Raw genomic sequence first — 14,452 nt, forward strand, 5'->3', positions numbered from 1 at the left:
TTGGCCGCGCTCAGGTCAGGACTGGCTCGACGCCAAAGTCAGCGGCGGCCGGCTCTCGCTGGGTTCGGGTTCGGTCAGCGCCGCGATGAAACGCGCGCTCCACCAGCGGACATCCTCTTCGACCACCGATTTCAGCATCGCGGCGTGCCGCTCCTTGCGCTCTTCCAGCGGCATGGCCAGCGCCCGGGCGATGGCATCGGCCATGTCCTCGCTGCTGTGCGGGTTGATGATCAGCGCGGTATCGAGCTGCGCGGCGGCACCGGCAAAGCGCGACAGCACCAGGACGCCGGGATCTTCCGGATCCTGCGCCGCGACATATTCCTTGGCGACGAGGTTCATCCCGTCGCGCAGAGGGGTCACCAGACCGACCCGCGAGCCGCGGTAGATGCCGAACAGCTCTTCGCGGGCATAGCCCTTGTTGACATAGCGCACCGGCACCCAGTCGATCGAGGCATATTCGCCATTGATCCCGCCCGACAGGCTGTTGAGATCGGCACGAATCTGCTGATAGCTGGCGACATCGCCGCGCGAAGGCGGCGCGATCTGCAGCAGGAACAGCTTTTCGCGCAGATCTGGCCTTGTCGCCAGCAGCTGCTCATAGGCCAGGAACCGCTCCTGCAGACCCTTAGAATAATCCAGCCGATCGACGCCGACGATCACCTGCCGCCCCACGGCGCTGGTGATCAGCCGCTGCTCGGCCTCGCGCGCAGCCTTGCTGCCCAGCGCGGACGTGAATTCGGTGGTGTCGAGACCGATCGGGCAGATCAGAAGGTGGGTGGTGCGACCGGCCAGATGCGCATATTCGCCGCGGATTTCCGCGCCCAGATGCGTCTTGATATAGTCGATGAACGACGCGCGCCATTCGTCGGTGTGAAAACCGATCACGTCATAGCTGAGCAGGCTCTGCACCAGATCGCGGTGGCCGGGCAGCGACACCATCAGGCTGGAAGGCGGCCAGGGCGTATGCAGGAAGAAGCCCAGCCGGTTTTCGAAGCCGCGCTCGCGCAGCCGCCGTCCCAGCGGCATCAGATGATAATCGTGCACCCAGATCAGGTCGTCGGGCTCGATCAGCGGCGCGACGGTCTCGGCAAAGCGTTCGTTGACCCGCGCATAGCCCCCGGCAAAATCGCGCGCGATCTCGGTCAGGTCGAGCCGATAGTGGAACAGCGGCCACAAGGTGCGGTTGGCAAAGCCGTTGTAATATTCCTCGATATCCTGCGCTTCGAGATCGATCGTCGCGGTGGCGACGCCCGCCTCGCGGCGAAAGCTGATCTGGCCGGTGAACTCGTCGGTCTGTTCGCCCGACCAGCCGAACCAGATGCCGTTGCTTTCCCTCAGCGCCGCAGACAGCGCTACCGCCAGCCCGCCCCGGTTGCTGTTTTCGCCGCCATTGGCGGCCTGCACACGGTTCGATATCGCGATCAGACGGTTCATCTTGCGTCATTCCATGGCCGGGAGAGAAGGCCTGCACACTGGATCAGCCCGACCAGTGAGTAGGTTTGCGGGTAATTGCCCCAGAGCGCGCCGGTGCTGGGGTCGATATCTTCGGAGAGCAGCCCGGCCGGGGTGCGGCGGCTGAGCATTTCCTCGAACAGGGCGCGCGCATCGCCGTATCGACCGGTGGCGTGCAGCGCCTCGATCAGCCAGAAGGTGCAGACGTTGAACGCCGTTTCCGGCATGCCGAAATCGTCCTCGTCGGCATAGCGCAGCATGTGGCTGCCCCGGCGCAGCCCTGCCTCTATGGCGTCGAGCGTCGCGATGAAGCGCGGATCGTCGGCGCGGATGAACTTGAGGTCGAGCAGCTGCAGCAGGCTGGCGTCGAGCGTGCGCTCGCCCAGCACCGCCGAATAATGGTTGCCGTCATGGCTCCAGGCGTTGCTGTCGATGTGCGCGCGGATATGCTCGGCGCGGTTGGCCCAGAACTGCGACACCTTGGGGCGTCCGATGGTGCCTGCGGCATTGGCCAGGCGGTCGCATGCCGCCCAGCACATCGCGGCGGAATAGGTGTGGACATGCGCGCGGGTGCGCAGCTCCCACAGGCCCGCATCGGGCTGGTCGAACATCGCGAAGGCACGGTGGCCGACCGCCTCGAGCGCCTCGAAATCCTGGATCGTGGCGCTGCGCAGCAGCCGCTGGTCGAAGAACGCCTGGACGCTCGACAGCACGATCTGGCCATAGGCATCGTGCTGGATCTGCTCATAGGCCTGGTTGCCGCTGCGCACCGGGCCCATGCCCTGATAGCCATCGAGCGCCGGCATGGTATGCTCGGTCAGGATCGCTTCGCCGCCGATGCCATAGAGCGGCTGGATATGCCCGCCGCGCGCCGCATCGACGATGTTGCGCAGATAATGCAGGTAGGATTCGAGCACGTCGAGCGCGCCCAGCCGGTTCAGTGCCTGCACCGTGAAATAGGCATCACGGATCCAGCAGAAGCGATAGTCCCAGTTGCGCCCCGAATCGGCATGCTCGGGCAGCGACGTGGTGAGGGCTGCGACGATCGCGCCGGTCTGTTCGTACTGGCACAGCTTGAGCGTGATTGCGGCGCGGATCACCGCATCCTGCCATTCGAGCGGCAGATTGAGCCCGCGCACCCAGTGCTGCCAGGTCGAGACGGTCTCGTCGAGCATCGATTCGAGCGTGGCTTCGAGAGGGGAATCAAAGCCCTCGTCCGGCCCGAAATAGAAATAGAGGTCGCGCTCTGCCCTGAACATGCGTTCGTCCCTGATCCAGCCCAACGGGGCATTGCAGGTCAATCGCTGGGTATGCTCGCCCAGGATATAGCGTATGTGATTGGAGCCCGACGTGCTGACCGGTTTCCCCTCGCCCCAGCCAAACGCCGGGCGCAATCGCACAGAAATGCGCGGGCTTCCGCTGATCACGCGGACAATGCGGGCGATCGCCATCGGCCGGAACATCCGGCCATGGCGGGGGAAACGCGGCATGAAATCGATGATCTCGATCGCATTGCCGGCATCGCAGCTCATCCGGGTGACCAGCACCGGCGTGTTGCGGATGTAATGCTGCTCGGTGCGGGTGCAGTTTTCCAGCACGATGTCCCAGAAGCCATGCTCTTCCTTGGGCTCCAGCAGCGAACAGAAGACCGGGTCGCCATCGAAGCGCGGCAGGCAGCCCCAACAGATCGACGCCTTGGCATCGACCAGCGCTGCAATCTCGCAATTGCCGATCGGCCACAGGTTCATCGCCTCGCTCATGCCGTGATCTCCGCAATCAGCGTGCGCACGGCGGCAACATCGTCGAGCTGGATATCGGCATGCGCCGCGGTGCGCGGACCGACGCTGATTGCGCGACCGCCCAGGGCCTGCGCTGCCTGGAATGCGGGGATGTCGGTCAGATCGTCGCCGATGAAAACGGGGCTGCTGCCACCGAAGCGCGGCAATGCCATGATCGCACGCACGGCATCGCCCTTGTCGGGTCCGCGCAGGCGCAGTTCGAACACCATGTCGCCATGCTGGATGGCGAGGTCGTAGCGCGCGGCCTGCGCCATCGTCCAGTCATCGACCTGACCGCGCTGCTCGGGCGCCAGCCTGTAGTGCACGCCCAGACCATAGGTCTTTTCCTCGATGACAATGCCGGGTGTGTGCTGGAAGTGCAGCGTCGCCTCGAACGCCATGTCGGCAAACAGCCGGGTCTGTGCGGGCGCCTGCACCACGCCATCGACGCGCAGTTCCTGCCCGTGGCTGGCGGCGATCACGCACGACGCCACCCCGGGTGGCAGCAGCGCATCAAGCTGGGCGAGCGACCGCCCGCTGACGATCGCCAGCCGTCCGTCGAGCTGCCGCGCGGCGCTTGCCAGTGCCTGCGCCATGGCATCGTCGACTGCGACCGAATCGGGGGTGCTGCGAATTTCCGCAAGCGTGCCATCGAAATCCAGCAACAGGCTCATCGGGCGTTCGCGGGTCGAGGCGGCGGCGGTGACACCGGTGCTGGTGTCAATCCGGTCGGTGGTTTGCGCAGGGCTGTCTCGCACGCTGAAGCGGCTCCAATGGCTGGGGTCTGTCGATGGGGGTAATGCAGGGAGTCACGCTCGGGAGCCGCGATGGTTCCCTTATCTCCGCCGTCGCAGCAGCTTGAGCACGGCCGTTTCTGCCGCATCCGGGTCGGTTCGCCGGAACATCGGGTCGTCGTCACGATAGGCGTCCAGTACCCTGGGATGGATATAGGACTGGCGGCAGATCGTGGGCGTGTTGCCAAGGGCATCGGCCGCCGTGGCCACCGCCTGCCGGATCGCGCTTTCGGTCGCAGGCGGCGCGTCCTGCTGGCGCAGCTCGCACAGCGCAGCGGTCGCGGTCACCGTTCCGCACCAGGTGCGAAAGTCCTTCGCGGAAAACGCCTCGCCGCCGATCTCGCGCAGATAGGCATTGATATCGTCCGATGTCACGGTGCGCAGATCCTCGCCATCGCGATAGCGGAACAGTTGCTGGCCGGGCAGATCCTGCAGCCCGCGCAGCACCTTGGCGACCCGGCGGTGCCGCAGCGACACATCCCATTTGCGCCCGCCCTTGCCGGTGAAGCGAAAGCGGATTGCCGAGGCATCGAGCTGGACATGCCGGCAGGTCAGCGTGGTCAGGCCGTAGGAGCGATTCTGCCTGGCATAGGTCTCGTTACCGATCCGGATCGCGGTGCAGTCGAGCAGATGGATGATCGTGGCGATGACGCAGCGGCGCGAGGTTCCGCGCGCGCTGATGTCCTTTTCGACCTGTGCGCGCAAAGCGGGCAGGCACGCACCGAACTTTGCCAGCCGGGCGAACTTGGCCGCATCCTGCCGGGCCCGGAAGGCAGGGTGATAGCGGTACTGCTTGCGCCCGCGCGCATCGCGCCCGGTCGCCTGCAGATGGCCGTTGGCATCGGCGCAGATCCACACATCGGTATAGGCGGGCGGAATCGCCAGCGACGCGATCCGGCTGCGCGTGGCCTTGTCGCGGATGACCTTGCCCGCGCTGTCATGATAGCTGAAGCCCCGCCCGCGCCGCACCCGCTCGATCCCGGGGCTGTCGTCCTGCGTGAAGACCAGCGGATCATCCCCTTCCGGGGCCATGGCCGCTGCGGTCACAGGGCAGCTGCGGGCAGGACAGGCTCGTCAGACGGCGGTGTCGTCCCCGTCCCTGTCACCGGCCAGATCGTCACGGCCTGCGCCCTTGGCGGAATTGGCCTGTGCGTCCTTCGGACCGTAATATCGGTTTTCGCTCTGGCCACCTTCGATGAATCCCTGTTTTTCGCCGCGCAGCTCCTTGCCGGTGTGCGGATTGGGATAGGCACCGCCGCCCGATTCCCCTCCGCCGCCCTTGCCGGTCAGCTGCTTCATGTCGTCTGATGATGCGGCATCGACTGCCGGGATACGCTCGTCTGCCATGATGGCTCCCTCTGGTGGATGAGTGAAGCCGCAAGCCTAGGACCGGCATTTCGCCCGGCCCATAACATAGGCGTGAGCAGGGCCGACCCTGCCGGGGGACACTGGGAGCCACGCTGTTGCCGATTCGGCGACGTCATCCGAGGATATTGCATATGGCTCATTCGCGCACTCAGGCTCCCCGTAACGGCAGTTCGGTGCTGGGAACCTCGATCAAGGGGCTGCTGCTCACCGCCGGTGTCGCGGCGATCGCCAACATCGGCCGCAAGACGGCGGTGCAGGCCCCCACTGCGATGGCAGATGACTGGTGCGCGGGGCTGGCCAGGGAGCACAAGGCGACGCTCGCGGTGATCGACAAGCTGCAGGCGGTCTCGCCCGAGCATCCCGAGCGCCGCACGATGATGATGATCAGCCTGACCCACATGATATCCAAGCATGCGATGCAGGAAGAAAACGTGATCTACCCGATGCTGCGGCGGGGTGAGAGCGCCGAGGCCGCCGATGCGCTCAACCGCGAGCACGGTCAGGTCAAGGCGATGCTCTATGAGCTGAACCATATGGAAAAGGGCAACCCGGCCTTCGTCACCACGCTGGGGGAGCTGCGCAGCGCGCTCGAGGAACATATGCGCGAGGAAGAGGACAGCCTGTTCCCGGCGCTGCGCGAGCGGTTGAGCGAGGATGAAAACCGCAAACTGTCGCGCGAAATGAACATGGCCGGCCTGATGCTTGCCTGATCCGGTTTCCCGGCATCCTGCGGCCGCTCGGGGGAGCGCGCTGCAGGATGCCGGGGAGCTTGCGGTCCTTCCGGCAGTGATCGGTCAGTCCGGATCGCCCGAGCGGACCACCGCCAGCGCGATATCGGGCGCACCGCTGCCCGCCAGCACCGTCAGCGTGCCATCGGTCGTGGTCTGCAGCTGGCTCGTTTCCTGCTCGCCCGTCACCATGTTCATCTGCGTGACGGTGTAGATCCCCGGCAGAAGCCCGGCGATATCCACCGCGCAGCCATGGCCGCACTGCGCGCGGCTGCCCATCAGGCACACGATGGCCTGCGCGTCATCGCCGCATCCCAGCACCAGCCCGTCAAAGCTGCGCGCGTTCAGCCGGTCGGCCAGCGGCTGGCGGCGGAAGCGCTGCCAGTCGATCAGCGGCAGGAAGCGCGCCAGCACCGCCTGCGCCTCGTGCATCGCGGGGATCAGCACATGCGGATGGCGATAGGGCCAGCGCATGCCGCCGCCCGCGCCGCCGCTCGCCAGATGCGCCCATTGCGTGCGGCGGAAGCAATCGGTGTCGAAATCGTCGGGCAGGGTGATGTGCCGGTCCTTGAACGCGTGGATCGGCCCGTGTTCGGTGTCGAGCAGCGGACGCTCCGCCGGGCACTGCGCCAGCGCCGCAGCCATCAGCCGCTTCGTCGCCTCGGCCGGTGCCAGGCTGCTGCGTGGCTGGTCGATCGTGCCTTTCTCGTACAGGTGCACGCTGGCGAAATCGAGCCCGGGATGGCGGAAGACGATATCTCCCACCGCCGGGCGCTCGACCAGCACCGGATAATAGACCGAGACCGTCTGGAGGTGCGCGCGGCCATGCAGCGCGATTTCCTCGGCGCGCAGCGCATCGGACAGGTCGCTGACAAAGGCGTGCGCTGCGGCCATGTCGCCGCCGGCGTAGAAGCTGTCGATCTCGTTCCAAAGGTCCCAGCCGAACACCGCCTGGCTGTGGCCCCAGCGGCGGGTGGCAAAGCGCATCCGTTCGATGATCGCCGCCCGGGTGGCCGCGCAGGTGAACATGTGGCGCGGCGATTTGCATGGCCCGCCCATGGCGTGGGAATAGGGGTGCGTCTTCCACCGCCGCGCCATGAAGAAGGTGTCGAACGGGGTGAGCAGGAAGCGGATGTCGTGACGTTCGCCCAGCGCGATCAGATCATCCCACAGCCGCACCATCTGCGGGCTGAACCGGCCGCAGCGGCTTTCCAGATGGCGGTGGCGCACCTGGCTGTAGTCGAGCATCAGCCGCAGGCAGGTCACCCCGCTCGCCTTGAGCATGGCGAAATGCCGATCGACGGCCTGCGGATCGCGCCGCGCGTAAAGCGGTTCGATATTGGGCCAGGTGATCGCCTCGTTGTGTCCTACAGGTGCCCAGGCCGCACCCGATTCGGTCTGGAAATAGGGCGCGCCATCGGCGCAGCGCACCCAGTTTGCAGCCGGGTGAGGGGCCGCGACCTTGCGGATCGCGGTCTGCTCCAGGGCGGCGGCGTGCTTCATTCGGCCGCCACCACGCCCAGCCGGGCGAGCGCATCGAGCCGCCAGCGCGCATCCAGCCGCCGCCATGTCGCCAGCGCCTGACCGACGATCTGGTCCATGTTGTAATAGCGATAGGTCGCCAGCCGCCCGACAAAGGTCACGTCCTCGCAGTCGCGCGCCAGCGTGGCATAGCGCCTGTACATCTCCTGCGCCGCCGGATTGGGGATGGGGTAATAGGGATCGCCCTCGTCTGCGGGATATTCGCGGGTGATGCTGGTCACGGGGGCCTCCTGCCCGGTCAGATGCTTGTATTCGGTGATGCGCGTATAGGGCGTGTCGAAATCGGGATAGTTGACCACCGCCACCGGCTGCGATTGTTCGGTCGCCAGGGTCTCGTGCTCGAATCGCAGCGAACGATAGGGCAGCCGGCCCAGTTCGTGGCCGAAATATTCGTCGATCGGCCCGGTCCACACCAGATGGTCCCAGCTGATATCGTCTGGCAGGTCGGCATGGCTGACCCCGGTCAGGATATCGATCTGCGGATGGTCGAGGATCGCACCGAACATCGCGGTATAGCCCTGGTCGGGCATGCACTGGAAGCTGTCGGTGAAATAGCGGTCATCGGTGTTGGTGCGCGCAGGCACTCGCGCCGCGACGCTCTTGTCGAGCGCGCTGGGATCGACGCCCCATTGCTTGCGGGTATAGCCCTGGAAGAACTTGGCGTAGAGGTCCTCGCCCACCTGCGCGACCACCGTGTCGCGCGAGTTGCGGATTTCGCCGACATCGACCGCAACGGACTGCAGATAGTCCGCTGCCGCCTGATCATCGGCGAGGTCGAGGCCATAGAGCCTGTTGAGCGTGGTGCGGTTGATCGGCATCGGCACCAGCTGACCGTCGACATCGGCCAGCACGCGGTGCTCATAGGGCCGCCATCCGGTGAAGCGCGACAGATAGTCCAGGATGTCGCGGCTGTTGGTGTGGAAGATGTGCGGCCCGTATCTGTGCACCAGGATCCCGGCCTCGTCGCGATGATCATAGGCATTGCCGCCGATATGATCGCGCTTGTCGATCACCAGCACCGATTTGCCCGATCCCGCCGCGATCCGTTCGGCCATCACTGCACCGGCAAAGCCCGCGCCGACCACCAGCACGTCATAATGCCGCCGGCGCGGAGGCAGGCGCGATGTTGCGATGCGGCTGACCTGGCGGGCGATCAGTGCGTCATGCAGCTGCTGCGCGATGCGGCCGGTCATGCCATCCCAGCTCTTGTCGGCCAGGCATGCGCCCGCCTCTGCCACCCACGCAGCGCGATCCTCGTCGGTGGCTGCCAGCAGATCCTCGCACGCAGCGACAAAGCCCGCGGCATCGTCGGCGATGCGGATGCTGGCGAGCGCGCCATAGCTGTCGACCACGTCCTTGATCGGGGTGGAGACCACCGGCAGGCCGCTCGCCATGTATTCGGGTGTCTTGGTCGGGCTGATGAAGCGGGTGGAGGCATTGCGCGCAAAGGGCATCAGCGCAATGTCCCAGTGCACCGCATAATCGGGAAGCTGCGCGTAATCCCTGCCGCCCAGCCAGTGGATATTGTCTGCACGGGGCAGGTCGTCGGGGCTGATCTTGACCACCGGGCCGATCATCACGAATGCCCAGTCGGGGCGCAGGCGTGCCATCTCTGCCAGCAGCGCAAGGTCCATGCGCTCGTCGATCACCCCGTAGAAGCCGAGCCGCGGAAGCGGCAGGGCCGCCTGATCGTCAGGTTCTACGGTGTGCGCCGCATCGCGCGCGAAATGCGCGATATCCACGCCCGAAGGGAAGCACTGGATGTTCGGATGGCGGCCGCGCCGCGCCTCGTACAGGCTGCGTCCGCCGCACAGCACGATGTCCGCGCGCGCCATCAGATCGGCCTCGCGCTCGGCGATGTCGCCGGGGGCAAAGGCGAAATTCGCCAGTTCGTCCATGCAGTCATAGACGATCAGGTCCGCGCGCACCGGCGCGCTGAACGCCAGCATCATCGGCGTGTAATACCAGAACACCCGCGGGCAGGCGTGGCCAGCCACCTCGGCCTGCAACAGGCTGCGCAGCGCCTTGTCGGTGGCAGCGGCATCGAGCCCCGCCGGCAGCACCGGGATCGCACGAACCAGCCCCTGACGCATCGCCAACCGCTCCAGCCGGGGCCGGTCGCTCTCGGCATCGAACCGGGGTTCCTCCCAATAGACGATATCGAAGCTCTGGCTCAGCCGCGTCATGATATGCTGTGGCCGCTGGAACACCAGATCCCAGCGCAGATGAGAGAAGCAGACAATCACCGGGCGCGCCGATTGGGCAGCGGAAAGGCTTTGCTCTACAGGGCGGTGCATCGGGAGTCTCCGGATCGGGGTGTCGTCCGGCCCGGAGCGGGGGGACGAGTCTTCAGTGGACAGTCCGGCACCTAGCCCAGCGTGAAGAGGCGCGGTCTTACATAGGTAAACCAGCGCGATTTTGACGGAATTGAAGAGCTTTGACCCATGTTATGGGCCTTTGCCGCCCGCTGGCTCAGTCTTGCACTCACCCGCCGGTCCCGATGGTCCGGTGATTGATGGAGTGAACAACATGACCAGCTTTCTTGGAATTCCGTTGCTTGCGCTGTGGATCATGGGCGCGCCTCTCATCGGTGCGCTGATCAGCCTCGCGATGCCCGCGCCGCGTCTGAACACCATGCCGCGCCAGCGCCGCCGCGACGAGCATTTCGCCGCGACGCATGGCGACAGGCCGCAGCTGGGCGCAGCCCCTGTCGAGGGTACGGCAGCGCCCTATTCGCGCGGCTGATCGGCTGGCCGGGCGCGCTGCCTGCTGCGCCAGACCGGCAGCGCGCCTGCAACGTCTGCGCCGATGGCGGGTTGGGTCGCCGTGATGTCTGTCGATGCGATCTGTCCCCAGGGTCGCATTTCACCACGAACCAGAGGATTTCCCCATGACCGAAACACTGTCGAAAATGCACGAAGGCGAGCTTCCCGGGCTCGAGGCCGGGCTTGATCCCAAGCCCGAATGGCAACCGCGCTATCCCGGATCGGGCCGCCTCGATGGCAAGGTCGCGGTCATTACCGGTGGCGATTCGGGCATCGGCCGCGCTGTGGCCGTCCTGTTCGCGCGCGAGGGCGCCAATGTCGTCCTCTCGTATCTCGAAGAGGATCGCGACGACGAGGATACGGCGCGCATGGTCGAGCACGAGGGCAGCAAGGCCGCGATCATCGCAGGCGATATCGGCGAGCCCGACCATTGCCAGAAGATCATCGACCTTGCCATCAGCCGCTTCGGCCGGCTCGACATCCTGGTCAACAATGCCGGTGAACAGCATCCCGACAAGGACATCACCGACATTTCGGACAAGCAGCTCAAGCGCACCTTCCAGACCAATGTCTTCGGCATGTTCTACATGGTGCAGGCCGCGATGGAGCATCTCAAGCCCGGCGCGGCAATCATCAACTGCACCTCGGTGACGATGTACAAGGGCGCCGACGAGCTGCTCGACTATTCCGCCACCAAGGGAGCGATCACCGCGTTCACTCGCAGCCTGTCGGAAAACCTTGTCGAAAAGGGCATCCGGGTGAACGGGGTGGCGCCCGGGCCGATCTGGACGCCGCTGAATCCCTGTGGCGGAGCGAGCGAGGAAAAGCTGGAGCATTTCGGCGAATCGACGCCGATGGGCCGCCCCGGCCAGCCCAACGAAGTTGCGCCCTGCTTCCTGTTCCTGGCGTGCGAGGATTCCAGCTACATGAGCGGTCAGGTGCTGCACCCCAATGGTGGGGTGATCGTCGGCAGTTGACCCCTGGTGCGCGGTGTTTGCTGGCGCGCGTGCGACGAATGGCACCGTTCCTAACCTGTGCAAGGGCCACTGCCGACCTGGTCGCTGACAAAGGGGGCAGCGGCGTCGCCTGTATCCCGGTCCCCAGGATACGCAGCCGCCATGACAGGAAAGGAAGCAGCAAGTGACTGATAACAATCAGAACTGGAACAACAGCAACACCAATCTCCTCGGTTCGCGGCGGTCGGAAAACGATAGCGCGCGCTCTGCCGACCATCGTGGCGGCGGTTATGGCAACGGAGCCGGTCAGCCCCAGCAGCAGGGCGGCTATGGTCAGCGCGGGCAGGGCGACTATCAGCCGTCCGGTGGCAATCAGGGCGGCGGTCAGCCTTATCAGCCCGGCGGGCGCTTTGCCGATCTGGCCGAATATGGTCAGGGCGGATCGGGCGGCGGCTATGGCGGCGGTGGCGGGTTCGGCCAGAGCGGTCAGGACTACGCCCAGGTCGGCGGCTTTGCACAAGGCGGTGGCTGGGGTGGCGCAGGCCAGGGACGTGATCGTTCCTCCGGCCAGTTCCATGATCCGGACCAAGGCCGCCAGAGCGAGGCGGGCCAGTATCAGGGTGGTCAGGGCCAGCAGGGCGGTGGCGGCCAGCATCAGCATCAGCACGATCCGCATTATTCCAGCTGGCGCCAGAAACAGATCGAGCAGCTCGATCGCGATTACGAACGCTTCAACCAGCAGCGGCAGAGCCAGTTCGATCAGGAATTCAACGACTGGCGTTCCAAAAATCGGGACGAAGCCCAGCAGCAGACCGGTGAAGAATCCGAATCGACGTCACGCCTCAGCACGATTGGCGACAAGAAAACTTAACACATGTTGATTTGACTGAAGTATTTTGGACGGCGGGGGGCGTTTTGTCCCCCGTTTGTTTTCCGTTCGTCGTAAATGTAGCCGGCACTTATACCAGTATAGCACCTGTGGATGAACAAAATGAAAGCTTGTGAGACGAGGGGTCTTTCGAAAGTCACAGCTTATGACACTACATGCGAGTTTGCCGGTCGCATTTCCCATGCACGCCCGAGCGTGTTCCAGCCATATCGAACCGCGCTGCGACTTCATCCAGCAGGGCGACACCATCGTGCGTCCCCGTCTGGTTCTCGAAGGCTGGGCGGCAGGCTATCGGATCACGCTGGATGGCCGCCGTCAGCTGACCAATCTCTATCTGCCCGGAGAGCTGATCGGGGTGTGGCGCACCAGCCAGCCCAGCTTCTATCATGCGGTAATGTCGGTCAGCCGGCTGTCGCTGGTCGAGTTCAACTCGCTGCCCACCAGCGAAGTGCTCGAGACCGAATGCGCGCTGATCGAGCGCCAGCTGGAGAACAGCATTTTCCGCCTGGGCTGCCTCAGCGCTTATGAGCGCATGGCGCATCTGTTCCTGGAACTGGGCGAGCGGCTGGCGATGCGCGGTCACGGCGACGAGGACCAGTACCAGATGCCGCTGACCCAGGAACTGCTCGCCGATCTGGTGGGCATCTCGTCGGTGCACGTCAACCGCACGCTGCAGCAGATGCGCGCCGATGGGGTGATCCGTCTGGCCCACGGCAGGCTGAGCCTTCGGAACCGCGACGGGCTCGCCGAAACGGTCAACTATCAGCGATTATTTTGAACCTGTCTGCCAGTCCCTCGTAGTCCGGTAATGGATCGGGCCGAACTCTGGGATGCACTATGGACACCGGCGGCAGCCTTGCTGCTGGTGTCGGGTGCGCTCGTGCTGCACCGGATCGCGATGGCGATTGCCATCCGCATTGCCCGGCGGACCCGGACCACGCAGGACGAGGCCTTGCTGGCGTGCCTGTTTCACCCGTTGCGCTGGATCATGGTTGCACTCGCCTTGCTGTGGATCGACGATCTGGTCGATCGCGGGGATGTCATTGCGGACAATCTGGTCGGCGCGATCCGTATCGTGATGCCCTTGCTCTGGGGCTGGCTGGTGATCGCGATCATCCGCTTCGTCCATGGCTATGTCGATTCCCGTTCGGATGTCGCGGCGACCGACAATCTCGCCGCGCGCCGTCGCCGCACGCGGGCGGAGATCATGGCGCGGATCGCAACGGTGATCGTCGTGCTGGTGAGCTGCGGGCTCCTGTTGCTGAAAATCCCCGAGGTGCGCGAGATCGGCGTGGCATTGGTGGCATCGGCGGGTATCGCCGGGCTTGCCTTTGGTGTCGCCGCGCAGCCGCTGCTCAAGAACCTCGTCGCGGGCATGCAGCTGGTGTTTACCGAGCCGGTGCGGATCGACGACGTCGTGGTCTATCAGGGCGAATGGGGCCGGGTGGAGAAGATTTCGCTGACCTATATCGTCCTCAAGATCTGGGACGACCGGCGACTGGTCATCCCGGTGGCGAAACTGCTCGAAGAGCCGATCGAGAACTGGACCCGCGAGACTAGCCACCTGCTGGGCACGGTGATGATCCATCTCGACCATTCCGCCGATGTCGAGAAAGTGCGCACCGCCGCGCTGGATGCGGTGCGGAGCCACCGGCTGTGGGACGGGCGCGCTGCCCTGCTGCAGGTGACCGACATGACAGCCCATGCCCTGGAACTGCGCATCCTGATGAGCGGCCGCAACGGATCGGAACTGTTCGACATGCGTTGCGATGTTCGCGAGACGGTGCTGCGCTTCATCTCCGCCGAAATGCCGGGCGCGCTCAATCGCAGCCGCCTGGCGCTGGAACCCATGGAGGCTGCATGACCATCGACTGGATTACCGTTGCAGGAACGATCGGCGCCTGCGCCTCGGTCGCCAGCTTTACCCCGCAGGCCTGGAAGATCATCCGCAGCCGTTCGACCGAAGGCCTGTCGCTGCGGATGTTCGCGCTGACCAGCCTCGCCTTTGCCGCATGGGTCAGCTTCGGCCTGCTCAAGGGCGAATGGACGCTGATCATCCCCAATGCCATCTGCCTGTGCTTTGCGCTGTTCATCCTGGCGATGATCATGCTGCCCGATCACAAGACCAGGGAAGTCGCCGAAAAGCTGGATCCTGCGGCCTGAAACCTGCCGAATCCGGC

14 protein-coding genes are annotated in these 14,452 nt (G+C 65.1%); 7 read left to right on the plus strand and 7 right to left on the minus strand.

Annotation, left to right across the window (positions count from 1 at the left end):
• Positions 1–15: 15 nt before the first annotated feature.
• The 5 genes from LI72_RS15695 to LI72_RS15715 form a co-directional block, all read right to left on the minus strand.
• Positions 16–1,434 carry an alpha,alpha-trehalose-phosphate synthase (UDP-forming) gene (locus LI72_RS15695; protein ID WP_033926861.1) on the minus strand — a complete coding sequence of 473 codons (1,419 nt, stop codon included), beginning with the start codon at positions 1,432–1,434 and terminating at the stop codon, positions 16–18.
• The gene (locus tag LI72_RS15700; RefSeq protein WP_033926862.1) at positions 1,431–3,212 is read right to left on the minus strand and encodes a glycoside hydrolase family 15 protein; all 1,782 of its coding nucleotides are present in this window, start codon (positions 3,210–3,212) and stop codon (positions 1,431–1,433) included. The genes LI72_RS15695 and LI72_RS15700 overlap by 4 nt, the downstream gene beginning before the upstream one ends.
• Positions 3,209–3,988, minus strand: coding sequence for a trehalose-phosphatase (gene otsB, locus LI72_RS15705; protein WP_052129993.1), 780 nt, complete (start codon positions 3,986–3,988; stop codon positions 3,209–3,211). The genes LI72_RS15700 and otsB overlap by 4 nt, the downstream gene beginning before the upstream one ends.
• A 78-nt stretch (positions 3,989–4,066) precedes the next feature.
• On the minus strand, positions 4,067–5,071 hold the full coding sequence (locus tag LI72_RS15710) for a DNA topoisomerase IB (RefSeq protein ID WP_081985098.1): 1,005 nt from the start codon (positions 5,069–5,071) through the stop codon (positions 4,067–4,069).
• A gap of 27 nt (positions 5,072–5,098) precedes the next feature.
• Positions 5,099–5,371 carry a hypothetical protein gene (locus LI72_RS15715; protein WP_033926864.1) on the minus strand — a complete coding sequence of 91 codons (273 nt, stop codon included), beginning with the start codon at positions 5,369–5,371 and terminating at the stop codon, positions 5,099–5,101.
• A 152-nt stretch (positions 5,372–5,523) separates the two neighbouring features.
• On the opposite strand from LI72_RS15715, the gene LI72_RS15720 reads away from it, so the two are divergent.
• Complete coding sequence (locus LI72_RS15720; protein WP_081985100.1) at positions 5,524–6,102, plus strand: hemerythrin domain-containing protein; 579 nt, start codon at positions 5,524–5,526, stop codon at positions 6,100–6,102.
• 84 nt (positions 6,103–6,186) lie between these two features.
• Here LI72_RS15720 and LI72_RS15725 read toward each other — a convergent pair whose 3' ends face one another.
• Both LI72_RS15725 and glf read right to left on the minus strand, forming a co-directional pair.
• Positions 6,187–7,623 (minus strand): hypothetical protein, encoded by a 1,437-nt coding sequence (locus LI72_RS15725; RefSeq protein WP_052129995.1) that lies wholly within the window; start codon positions 7,621–7,623, stop codon positions 6,187–6,189.
• Positions 7,620–9,959 carry a UDP-galactopyranose mutase gene (glf, locus tag LI72_RS15730; RefSeq protein ID WP_052129997.1) on the minus strand — a complete coding sequence of 780 codons (2,340 nt, stop codon included), beginning with the start codon at positions 9,957–9,959 and terminating at the stop codon, positions 7,620–7,622. The genes LI72_RS15725 and glf overlap by 4 nt, the downstream gene beginning before the upstream one ends.
• Before the next feature lie 232 nt (positions 9,960–10,191).
• Here glf and LI72_RS15735 point away from each other — a divergent pair, with 232 nt between their 5' ends.
• From LI72_RS15735 to LI72_RS15760, 6 genes are all read left to right on the plus strand, one after another.
• On the plus strand, positions 10,192–10,407 hold the full coding sequence (locus tag LI72_RS15735) for a hypothetical protein (RefSeq protein ID WP_156139645.1): 216 nt from the start codon (positions 10,192–10,194) through the stop codon (positions 10,405–10,407).
• Between the two features lie 145 nt (positions 10,408–10,552).
• Positions 10,553–11,404 (plus strand): SDR family oxidoreductase, encoded by an 852-nt coding sequence (locus LI72_RS15740; protein WP_033926867.1) that lies wholly within the window; start codon positions 10,553–10,555, stop codon positions 11,402–11,404.
• A 163-nt stretch (positions 11,405–11,567) separates the two neighbouring features.
• Positions 11,568–12,254 (plus strand): hypothetical protein, encoded by a 687-nt coding sequence (locus LI72_RS20345; RefSeq protein ID WP_052129999.1) that lies wholly within the window; start codon positions 11,568–11,570, stop codon positions 12,252–12,254.
• Between the two features lie 199 nt (positions 12,255–12,453).
• Positions 12,454–13,050 carry a Crp/Fnr family transcriptional regulator gene (locus tag LI72_RS15750; protein WP_052130001.1) on the plus strand — a complete coding sequence of 199 codons (597 nt, stop codon included), beginning with the start codon at positions 12,454–12,456 and terminating at the stop codon, positions 13,048–13,050.
• 30 nt (positions 13,051–13,080) lie between these two features.
• Positions 13,081–14,136 carry a mechanosensitive ion channel family protein gene (locus tag LI72_RS15755; protein WP_033926868.1) on the plus strand — a complete coding sequence of 352 codons (1,056 nt, stop codon included), beginning with the start codon at positions 13,081–13,083 and terminating at the stop codon, positions 14,134–14,136.
• Complete coding sequence (locus tag LI72_RS15760) at positions 14,133–14,435, plus strand: SemiSWEET family sugar transporter (protein ID WP_033926869.1); 303 nt, start codon at positions 14,133–14,135, stop codon at positions 14,433–14,435. Before LI72_RS15755 ends, LI72_RS15760 begins: the two co-directional genes overlap by 4 nt.
• The last annotated feature ends 17 nt before the right edge of the window (positions 14,436–14,452 follow it).

Origin of the sequence: Sphingomonas sp. 35-24ZXX (genome assembly GCF_000786215.1) — a bacterium.
In the GTDB taxonomy this organism is placed as follows: Bacteria; Pseudomonadota; Alphaproteobacteria; order Sphingomonadales; family Sphingomonadaceae; genus Blastomonas.